Genomic DNA, 10107 nt, shown 5'->3' on the forward strand with positions numbered 1-10107 from the left:
AGGCGCCGGGTTTTCATGGGGATCTTCCTTGATCGATCGTTGAGGAATGACAGCTGATCAACCAAAGCAGCAGGGCTGTCGCACTGATCGAGGCGCCCAACAGGCTGACGGCTGTCCAGCCCCATTGCGCATACACTTGGGTCGCGGCCGCGGCGCCCAGTGCGCTGCCCACCGAGTAAAAGCACATGTAGGCGCCCACCATGCGGCTTTGGGCGTCCGGTCGTGCGGCAAAAATGAAGCTCTGGTTGGTCACGTGTACGGCTTGCACCGCGAAGTCGAGCAAGACCACTGCGCCAACCAGCGCGATCAGTGACGTCTGCGCAAACGCGATGGGCAACCAGGACAGCGTCAGGATCACCAGCGAAATGCCGGTCACGCGTTGCCCCAGACCCTGGTCGGCCCAGCGACCGGCTCTTCTGGCAGCAAGAGCACCGGCGACACCGGCCAGACCGAACAGGCCGATGGCCGTGTGTGACAGCGACAGTGGCGGCGCGCTCAATGGCAGCACCATGGATGTCCACAACACGGAAAAGGCGGCAAAGATCAGCAAGGCCAGCAGGCCCCGGATGCGCAAGACCGGTTCGGTCATGAACAGCCTGAACATCGACCGGATGAGTGCCGGGTAGGTGTTTCGGTTGCGTGGAGACAGGGTGCAAGGAAGCACTTTCCAGAACACCGCCGCGAGGACCAGCATCAAGCCCGAGGAAACGAAATACACGGCGCGCCAGCCCGCCAGATCGGCGATCAGCCCAGAGGTTAACCGCGCCAGCAGAATGCCCAGGACAATGCCGCTGGTGACGGTGCCCACGGCCTGGCCCCGTTGTGACGGGGTTGCCAGCACGGCGGCATAGGCCACCAGCACTTGAACCATCACCGCCAGCAATCCGACGATGACCATGGCGCCCAACAGGGTCAGCCATTGCTGCGCTGCACCGACCCCCGCCAGTGCAACCGCAGACAGCAGCACTTGCGTGAGGATCAACCCCTTGCGGTTGAGCAAGTCACCCAGCGGGACGATGAACAGCAACCCCAGCGCGTAACCGACCTGGGTAGCCGTTACCACGACCCCGATCATCGATGAGGCAACCCCCAGGCTCTGAGCCATTGAATCGAGCAGGGGTTGAGCGAAATACACGTTGGCGACTGCAAGCGCGCAGGTGACGGAAAACAGCAGCGTGAGTGATGGAGAAAGCCCCGCAGACCCGTCTGCGCCAGCGCTTTCTCCATTATCCGCATCGGGCAGGCCCGAAGCCTGCGGGGCGAAAGAGCAGGTGGCTGAATCGGCATCGGCTGTCACAGGAGCCTCCGTGGCGCTAAACTGGTTTCAATTAAAAACTGGATTGAATGGTTATCGGATCAGGTTTTAATTTGCAACCACTTTGCTCGGAATTGCACGGCAGGCCTGGCAATCCTTATCCAGAAGGTCAATACGATGGTCGAAGACACTTCATCCCACAGCAGCGAATGCCCGGTAGCCAGAACACTGGAGGCCATTGGGGATCGATGGTCGCTGATGATCATCCGCGACGCATTCGACGGCATTCGCCGATTCAGCGAATTTCAAAAAAGCCTGGGCGTGGCCAAGAACATTCTGGCATCGCGCTTGAAAACCCTGGTTGAGGTTGGTGTGTTCGAGGTTCAACCCGCGTCAGACGGCAGTGCCTACAAGGAGTACGTCCTTACGGAAAAAGGACGGGAGATCTTTCCGGTGGTGGTCAGCCTGCGGCAGTGGGGTGAACGTTACCTGTTCAAGCGCGAAGAGACGCGTTCTGTGCTGCTGGACAACGAGCGCGGGCAGACGCTGATGCCGATTGAAGTTCGCTCCTCCAGCGGTCAGAAGCTTGGGCCGTCCGACTGCCACAGGGTCAGGGTGGTTGCCGACGAGTCGTGAATCGATGGGCCATGCGTTCATGACCAGCGCAGAGGCGGGGCGGTGTCAGGCAGATGAATCAGTCGAGCAGTGACACCAGCCGAGGTTCGATGGACTGTGCAGACAGCTCCAGCAGCGCCAGGGTGACCGGCAACTTGAAGCGTCGACGCCCGGCGCTGCCCGGATTCAGGAACAGTCGTTCGCCGCGCCATTCGATGCCTGGTTTATGGGAGTGGCCGCAGATCACCAGGTCGATACGCTCATCTGGATTGATTGCAACGTCGCCGATGTCATGCACCAGCAGGACCTTCCAGCCGTTGAGGTCCAGGCGCAGACAGTCGGGCAGCTCGCGCGCCCAGGGCGCGTCCAGGTCGTTGTTGCCACGCACCACGTGCACCGGTGCAATGGCCGCCAATTGGTCGAGGATGTGCGCGCTGCCGATGTCGCCGGCGTGAATGATGCCATCGCAGCCCAGCAGGGCGGCGATGGCTTCGGGGCGGAGCAGGCCGTGGGTGTCGGAGATGACACCGACTTTCATTGCTGGCGGTTCGAGCGGCATTCTGACGGGCCTGTCTGCTGTGCGATTGTTGCCGCCACTAACCTTGCGGCACTAACTTTGCGGCACTACCCGCGCTTCGTTACCGCTGCCCTCGACATAAACCTTCAGGCCTTTTGTCAGCGCCGGATTGATTGGCTGGGTCACCTGAACCAGTACGCCGCTTTGGGTCCGAACGATGATCTGCTGAGCGTCTACAGGCTGATCATATTTTTTCTTTTCTACGTAGTTGCCGCCAACCCCGCCGGCGAGGGCGCCGGCAACCATCGCCACATCCCGACCGGTCCCCTGGCCGACCAGGCTTCCCAAGGCCAAACCGCCAAGACCGCCCAATATGGCGCCGACGCCGCTATCGTGATTGGTCTGCATCTGGGTGAGTGTAATCTGCTCGATTTTCCCCGAACGAATCTGCGTCTCGCCAGCGCCTCCGCTCCCGGCGCCGACCGCGGCACAGCCGCCAAGCACCAGCCCAAGGAACGTAACCGACAGCCAGGAAGCGAAAGTTTTCATTGTCGAACTCCATTTTCAGGGGAATAGATCATGCAAACGCTTCAATTCACGTTAGACGAAAAAGCCTGGTGCATTCGGTTCTTTCACCTGGCCTGATTCGATGGATAAAGACCGGCAAACCGCGCAATCACTACACCCACGTAAAAAACGCCGGAAAATTCTTCGACCATCACCAGTGAACGGGCATGGTTGGTCAACGGGATAAAATCACCGTAACCGGTGGTTGTGAGTGTCGTGAAGCTGAAATAGATCAGTTTGAAGAACGTGCCGGGCTGTGTGAAGTCGAGGTGGCCGGGGCCGAATGAACCAGCGCTGGATACTTCGACCAGGGCATAAACGAAGGACCAGACGAAGGCCAGCATGATGTAACCCGCAAGCGCGCCATGCAGCTTGTCGGCAGAAACTGGCCCGCGATTGAGAATATAGCGAAGCACTCCGCTGAACGAGACGGCAAGAGACGCCGTATAAGCTATCCCGGCAAGGTTGAGAATCGCGATACTCTGAGCCCACAACGCCGTCCATTGAAGACCAACCCCAAGCAACGCCAGACCCAGCTTGAGGATGAACCCCCGCCGAGTCTGCCTGGTGACGAAAGCACCCACGAGCAGCACGATTGAAAACAGAATGCCAAGCAACGTACGAGCAAACAGACCTTCCTCAAGAAAGGGAAACAGCAGGATCAATCCCAGCAAGAGCAGCAACAGATAGGTACAGGGACCTTTCCCCATGAGCATCTGAGCTAAACCCGCGTCGGATTCGGCTTTGTCTTGCGGATTTGTCATATCGGTTTCCCAAAGGGCCAAGTAGTGCTTCGGACCTGACGTCGCACGGTTGAAATCAGACTTGGCTTCAGAATAGTCGGCAGTACGATTCAAGTCGTGAATGGGTGTGGAATGCTCTAGTCCGCGCCTTCAGGCAACCCCTGTCGTGAAACTGTAATATTGCAGTCATAGAATTGACATGAGTGATTACATTTATTACAGATGGCCTTTGGCCTTTTCATGGATGAGCAAGCCTTATGCGTCGTGTCGTATTCAATCAAAAAGGCGGCGTTGGTAAATCCAGCATCGCCTGCAATCTTGCCGCTGTGAGTGCTGCCGAAGGGTACCGAACGCTGCTGGTTGATCTCGATCCCCAGGCAAACTCGACTCACTACCTCACGGGGCTGAGCAACGAGCGTATTCCTGCCGGCATAGCCGATTTCTTCAAACAGACGTTGTCCGGCGGCTTCGAAGGCAGGCGCAATCGGGTGTCCATCACCGAGACCCATTACAACAACCTCCACCTGGTGACGGCGAGTCCCGATCTGGCAGACCTGCAATCAAGACTCGAGAGCAAGTTCAAGATCAACAAGCTGCGCAAGTTGCTGGTTGAACTGTCCGAGGATTATGAGCGCATCTATATCGATACGCCGCCATCGCTGAACTTCTACACCTTCAGTGCTTTGGTGGCGGCGGACAGGTTGCTGATTCCATTCGATTGCGACAGTTTTTCTCGCCAGGCGATCTACCGGGTCATCGCTCAAGTGGAAGAGCTGCGACTCGATCACAATGAGTCACTTGAAGTGGAAGGGGTGGTGGTCAACCAGTTCACCGGGCACACCGGGTTACACCAGAATCTCGTCAATGAGCTGCTGGCCGAAGGCTTGCCAGTGCTGCCGGTTTATCTCAGCAGTTCCGTCAAGATGCGCGAGTCTCACGAAGTGTCTGTTCCCATCGTGCATCTGGCCCCGCGCCACAGACTCTCGCTGGAGTACGCGGGCTTGCTGGATGCACTGGAGCGGGCGGCCTGATAGCGAGTCGCTGTCTACGCATTATTGCAAGCCGCCCGTTACGAACCTGTACTCCGATCAGAAGTATTTGAGCCAGCCGATATCACGACGACGAGCCTTCAATGCGGCAAACCAGCGCACAGGTAGATACAGCGTTATAGCCAGGAGTGCTGCCGCCAGCCACACCACCCAAATGCTGTCGAAACCGAAGTAGTTGCCCTGATTCAAACCGAACAACACCACATGGGCCAGATACAGCATTTTCAGCGCGTAAAGATGGAGCAGGTAGAAGAACATCGGCGCTGCGCCGAATACCGCCAAAGTGCTGATCCACTTGCGTTGCTGAGCCCGCTCAAAGCCAAGCAGCAGCAACAGGCCCACCCCTAGCGTCAGCGAGAGGAACAGCAGGGAAGGCGGGTACTTTGTGATGTTGAAGAAACTCATGAGGGTTTGTGTGGTGCTTTCATAGAGCACCCAATGTGCCTCGCCATAACCGTTGACCAGGCGCAGTGCGATGAAACTGGTCAATGCGCTGGCCCCGGCCAGTAACAGATGGCGCTGACGCACGGCGGTTGAGGCTGTGCGTGCGAACCAGGGGCCGATGCAGTAACCCAGGGCGATGACACCGATCCACGGCAGCAGCGGATAGGAAGTGCGCAGGCGCAAGCTGTCGGAGAATTCGATCCAGCCGCGATCATGCAAGATTGCCCAGGGCAGGTGCATCGCTGATCCAGACGGGAAGTGCAGAGAATCGAGCAGGTTGTGCCCGGCGACGATGACCAGGCCCAGAACACACAGGAGTGGCCGGGGTAGCCAGATCAGTGCAGCGAGGGCGGTCATGCTGACGCCAATCGCCCAGATCACCTGCAGGTAGATCACATTGGGCGGGAACTGGAATGTCCAGGCGAAATTCACCAGGGTGAACTCCAGCAGAACCAGGAATAGACCACGCTTGAACAGGAACATCGACACGGCTTTCTTGCCCTGGTGCTTTTCGCCGTAAAGGTAAGCGGACAGTCCGGTGAGCAGAACGAACACCGGCGCACATAAATGGGCCAGAGTCCGACTGAAAAACAGCGCCGGTTCGGTGGTGTCGATGACCATCGGGTCGGCTACCTGGCGGTGTAGAAAGAACGTCTCGCGCACGTGATCGAGCAGCATCAATATGATCACCAATCCCCTGAGGGCATCGATGGATAGCAGGCGCTGGCTTAGGCTCGTGGTGGGCGGAATCTGATTGAAGTTTGTCATCGAAAGTCGCAGGCAGGGAGGGTGGATAGCTCTGCCAGTAGCCACCGACAGATTATGAGTGGTTACAGTATAACATAATATAAACCTGTCCCGCGAACGTTCCGGCCATTGCTTCGATATAGCCTGAAGCGAGTCGTTTATTCCATAAAGAAAGTACAAATACGTTTTATAGTGCGTTTTAATCTATTCAAGTTTTTTGAATTGATTGGAGCATTTGTCTTTGAAAACTATGGCGCTTCTACCCTTTGGCTTGGCGTTGCTCGCTACCTGCTCAACGGCTTTCGCGGGTGCGACCCTGGATCGCGTGACACAGAAAGGGGAGCTGACCGGCGTCCTGATGGAAAGTTATCCGCCGTTCTCGTTTCTCAATGAGCAGAACCAACTCGACGGGTTTGACGTGGATGTTGCCAAGGCTGTTGCGCAACGCCTCGGGGTCAAACTCAAGTTGGAAACACCGTCCTGGGATGTAATTGCCGCTGGCCGCTGGAGTGGGCGCTATGACATCTGCGTCTGCTCGATGACCCCGAGCAAGGCACGCGCCGAGGTATTTGATTTTCCGGCCGAGTATTACCAGTCGCCGGCCGTCATCGTGGTGAATGCCAAGGACAAAGACATCACGGCGGGCAAAGACTTGTCCGGCAAAAAAGTCGGTGTGATCAGCGCGTCGACTTACGAAGCCTACTTGAACAAGGACCTGGTGATCGAGGGCGCCGAGGACAAGCCATTGAACTATCCGTTCGATAACGTCCAGGTGGCCCCTTATGACAATGAAACAGTGGCCTTCCAGGATCTGGCGCTGGGAACGGGCGTGCGTCTTGATGCCATGGTCACCAACCTCATTACCGCTCGCGAGCGGATTGCCCAGGATCCGCGCTTCAAGATAGCCGGCGAGACGCTGTATGCCGAACCGAACGTCGTGGCCATTGAAAAGGGCGACCCGCAATGGAATGCCAAAGTCACCGAGGTCATTACTCAACTCAAGACTGACGGTACGCTGAGCAAGATTTCGCAGAAGTGGATCGGTGCCGACATCAGCCAATGACAGCCCTCAACCCACACCCGGCCAAGGCAACTGCCGCCCCCGAAATCGAGACGCGCCACTTTAGCCAATTGTTTGGATTTCGCACTCGCCTGTATTTGACGTGGGCGGCGTTGTCTGGAATGTGCGTCCTGTTCTTCATGAGCTTCGATTTGAAGTTTTCGATCATCCTGGAGAAATTGCCCAATCTGGTCGGCCTGCACCTTGGGCCAAACGGTTTCCTGCAAGGCGCCGCGCTGACGTTGTTCCTGTGCTTGTGTTCGATCTGGCTCTCATTGCTCCTTGGCTTTGTCACTGCGCTGGCGCGACTGTCACGCAGCGCAGTGGCATTCGGTATCGCCAGTTTCTATGCGTCTTTTTTTCGCGGTACACCGCTGCTGATCCAGATCCTGCTGATCTATCTGGGCTTGCCGCAGTTGGGCGTTGTACCCGGTGCAATCAGCGCGGGGATCATTGCGCTTTCGCTTAACTATGGTGCCTATCTGAGCGAGATCTTTCGCGCCGGCATCCTGGCGGTAGCGCCCGGGCAGCGCGAAGCGGCGAAGGCGCTGGGTCTTGGGCCGAGGGCGACCTTTGTGCACATCATCTTGCCGCAAGCCATGCGCACGATCATTCCGCCGACAACCAGCCAGTTCATCTCAATGCTCAAGGACTCATCGCTGATTTCGGTGATGGGCGTGTGGGAGGTCATGTTTCTGGCGCAGTCCTATGGGCGCTCTTCCTATCGCTACATCGAAATGCTCACCACCGCAGCGGTCATCTATTGGTTGCTGTCCATCGGGCTGGAATTGATACAGCACCGCCTTGAGCGCCACTACGGCAAAGGTTTCAACAATCAGCGGTGAACCTCCCCGTTTAATGACTTTACTTACAGGAATCACGATGTCCGATCCAAAACCTCTTTTGTTTGCACTCTATGAGCAAGCCAGTGTGGGCTGTGGCGGCGCGCCAAGCCTTTGGACCCATCCCGCTGACGAACGACTGGCGATCAATTCTCTGGGCTATTGGTCGAACCTGGCGCGCATTGCCGATCAGGCTCACCTCGACATGCTGTTTTTTGGTGATGTGCTGGGCTTCTACGATGTGTTTGGTGGCAACGCCGATGCGGCGATGAAGTGGGCGGTGGAAGCCCCGGCGAACGATCCGCTGATGATCATTCCAGCCTTGGCCGCCGCTACGGAGAACCTGGCCTTTGGCGTTACCGTGACCACCAGCTACGAACATCCCTTTACCCATGCCCGACGCTTCAGCACGCTGGATCACCTCACCAACGGCCGGGTCGGCTGGAACATCGTCACCTCATACCTGTCCAGCGCCGCCCGCAACTTCGGCCTGGAGCAGATGATCAAGCACGATGACCGCTATGAACGTGCCGAAGAGTTTCTTGATGTGGTCTACAAACTCTGGGAGGGCAGTTGGGCCGACGACGCCGTGGTCGCGGACAAGGCGCGCCAGCTCTACGCTCGGGGCGAGCGCGTGCGACCGATCAATCATGTGGGCGAGCATTACCGGGTGGCCGGGCCGCATTTGACGTCCCCATCGCCACAACGGACGCCTTTGTTGATTCAGGCGGGCTGGTCGGGGCGCGGTCGTGAGTTCGCCGCCAAGCACGCCGAGTTGATCTTCATTGCCAAGTCCAACCCGCAGGAAATTCGCCTGGGGCTCGAGGAAATCTGGGCCAGGGCTCAAGCACGTGGCCGTCAACGTGATGATGTGAAGTCCCTGACAGTGCTGCGTATCGTCACCGCGAAAACCGAGATTGAGGCGCAGCGCAAATACGACGAACTGCAAAGCAACTATCACTTGCAGGCGCAACTGGTCAGTTACGCGGGCGACACCGGCATTGATATCGGCCGCTATGCCGACAGTGAGGCGCTTTCCACCTACACCGAGGGCATGACCTCCTATGTGATGCATCCCGATGGCAGTGGCAAACCATTGACGGCAGGTGACGTCAAACAGCGTTTTGCCAGCGTCACCCGAGGCAGTGATCTTATTCTCGTGGGCACTCCTCAACAGGTGGCCGAGCGCATTGAGGAACACGCCAGAATATCCGGTACCAGCGGGTACATGATTAATCCGCTGATCAGCCCGGGCAGTCTTGAGGATTTCGTAGAACTGGTGATCCCTGAATTGCAGAAACGTGGGCTCTACCGGACCCAACCGCAAAGCGGCACCTTTCGCTCGCGGTTAAGGGGTGACGGTTCGAACCATTTGCCAGCGTCGGCTTATGGCGCTTCGTTCCGTTTCAATGAAGGTTTGTAGTGGCAAGGCCTGGAGGTCACTTGTAGGCGCTAGCTTGTCGGGTCGCCGCATCGCAGCGATGGTCGTTAACGATTACGCGTGTGATCTGGATGAGCGCGGCGCACTGGAGTCCATCGCCAGCAAGCTGGCTCCTACAGTTTTTCAGCGTGGACGCGTTCCCTTGTGGGAGCTGGCCTGCCAGCGATGGTCGTGAACGATAACCCCGGAAGCCTGACGCCCCGAGGCGCTCTCAGGTTTTTCGCGAGCAAGCTCGCTCCTACAGTAGTTTCAGCGTGGGCACGGTCCCCTGTAGGAGCTGGCTTGCCAGCGATGGTCGTGAACGATAACGCGTGTGATCTGGATGAGCGCGGCGCACTGGAGTCCATCGCCAGCAAGCTGGCTCCTACAGTTTTCTCGCGTCGACGCGGTCCCCTGTGGGAGCTGGCTTGCCAGCGATGGTCGTTAACGATAACGCGTGTGAACTGGATGAACGCGGCGCACTGGCGTCCATCGCCAGCAGGCTGGCTCCTACAGTTTTCTCGCGTGGACGCGGTCCCCTGTAGGAGCTGGCTTGCCAGCGATGGTCGTGAACGATAACGCGTGTAACCTGGATAAGCGCGGCGCACTGGAGTCCATCGCCAGCAAGCTGGCTCCTACAGTTTTCTCGCGTCGATGCGGTCCCCTGTGGGAGCTGGCTTGCCAGCGATGGTCGTTAACGATAACGCGTGTAACCTGGATAAGCGCGGCGCACTGGAGTCCATCGCCAGCAAGCTGGCTCCTACAGTTTTCTCGCGTCGACGCGGTCCCCTGTGGGAGCTGGCTTGCCAGCGATGGTCGTTAACGATAACGCGTGTGATCTGGATGAG

The 10107-nt window shown here is 57.8% G+C and carries 11 protein-coding genes and 1 pseudogene; 7 read left to right on the top strand and 5 right to left on the bottom strand.

The genetic code is table 11. The features are described from left to right. Positions 1-13: 13 nt before the first annotated feature. A complete protein-coding gene (locus Q8X48_RS24370) occupies positions 14-1297 on the bottom strand; it encodes an MFS transporter (protein WP_407801695.1) in 1284 nt (427 codons plus the stop codon). 135 nt (positions 1298-1432) lie between these two features. Here Q8X48_RS24370 and Q8X48_RS24375 point away from each other — a divergent pair, with 135 nt between their 5' ends. After that, on the top strand, positions 1433-1891 hold the full coding sequence (locus tag Q8X48_RS24375) for a winged helix-turn-helix transcriptional regulator (RefSeq protein ID WP_407801696.1): 459 nt from the start codon (positions 1433-1435) through the stop codon (positions 1889-1891). A 58-nt stretch (positions 1892-1949) separates the two neighbouring features. Here the strand turns inward: Q8X48_RS24375 and Q8X48_RS24380 are convergent, their stop codons facing one another. From Q8X48_RS24380 to Q8X48_RS24390, 3 genes are all read right to left on the bottom strand, one after another. Next, a complete protein-coding gene (locus Q8X48_RS24380) occupies positions 1950-2408 on the bottom strand; it encodes a metallophosphoesterase family protein (protein ID WP_407801707.1) in 459 nt (152 codons plus the stop codon). Between the two features lie 72 nt (positions 2409-2480). Then, on the bottom strand, positions 2481-2936 hold the full coding sequence (locus Q8X48_RS24385) for a glycine zipper 2TM domain-containing protein (RefSeq protein WP_126045908.1): 456 nt from the start codon (positions 2934-2936) through the stop codon (positions 2481-2483). Positions 2937-3019: 83 nt separating this feature from the next. Continuing rightward, a complete protein-coding gene (locus Q8X48_RS24390; RefSeq protein ID WP_407801708.1) occupies positions 3020-3718 on the bottom strand; it encodes a potassium channel family protein in 699 nt (232 codons plus the stop codon). 236 nt (positions 3719-3954) lie between these two features. Between Q8X48_RS24390 and Q8X48_RS24395 the strand changes: the two genes are divergently transcribed. After that, on the top strand, positions 3955-4728 hold the full coding sequence (locus Q8X48_RS24395) for a ParA family protein (RefSeq protein WP_015095171.1): 774 nt from the start codon (positions 3955-3957) through the stop codon (positions 4726-4728). A 57-nt stretch (positions 4729-4785) separates the two neighbouring features. Here the strand turns inward: Q8X48_RS24395 and Q8X48_RS24400 are convergent, their stop codons facing one another. After that, positions 4786-5958 carry a DUF1624 domain-containing protein gene (locus tag Q8X48_RS24400; protein ID WP_407801697.1) on the bottom strand — a complete coding sequence of 391 codons (1173 nt, stop codon included), beginning with the start codon at positions 5956-5958 and terminating at the stop codon, positions 4786-4788. Between the two features lie 229 nt (positions 5959-6187). Here Q8X48_RS24400 and Q8X48_RS24405 point away from each other — a divergent pair, with 229 nt between their 5' ends. The 5 genes and pseudogenes from Q8X48_RS24405 to Q8X48_RS24425 form a co-directional block, all read left to right on the top strand. Beyond that, complete coding sequence (locus Q8X48_RS24405) at positions 6188-7000, top strand: ABC transporter substrate-binding protein (RefSeq protein ID WP_407801709.1); 813 nt, start codon at positions 6188-6190, stop codon at positions 6998-7000. Next, complete coding sequence (locus Q8X48_RS24410) at positions 6997-7842, top strand: amino acid ABC transporter permease (protein ID WP_407801698.1); 846 nt, start codon at positions 6997-6999, stop codon at positions 7840-7842. Before Q8X48_RS24405 ends, Q8X48_RS24410 begins: the two co-directional genes overlap by 4 nt. 37 nt (positions 7843-7879) lie before the next feature. Next, a complete protein-coding gene (locus Q8X48_RS24415; RefSeq protein WP_407801699.1) occupies positions 7880-9262 on the top strand; it encodes an LLM class flavin-dependent oxidoreductase in 1383 nt (460 codons plus the stop codon). A gap of 34 nt (positions 9263-9296) precedes the next feature. Continuing rightward, the gene (locus tag Q8X48_RS24420) at positions 9297-9455 is read left to right on the top strand and encodes a hypothetical protein (RefSeq protein WP_407802789.1); all 159 of its coding nucleotides are present in this window, start codon (positions 9297-9299) and stop codon (positions 9453-9455) included. Continuing rightward, positions 9446-9529: pseudogene (locus Q8X48_RS24425) on the top strand (outer membrane lipoprotein carrier protein LolA); the annotation flags it as partial. The gene Q8X48_RS24420 and the pseudogene Q8X48_RS24425, both read left to right, overlap by 10 nt. Positions 9530-10107: the final 578 nt, after the last annotated feature.

It is taken from the genome of Pseudomonas sp. QLc11A (assembly GCF_052112305.1).
Classification (GTDB): domain Bacteria; phylum Pseudomonadota; class Gammaproteobacteria; order Pseudomonadales; family Pseudomonadaceae; genus Aquipseudomonas; species Aquipseudomonas laurylsulfatiphila.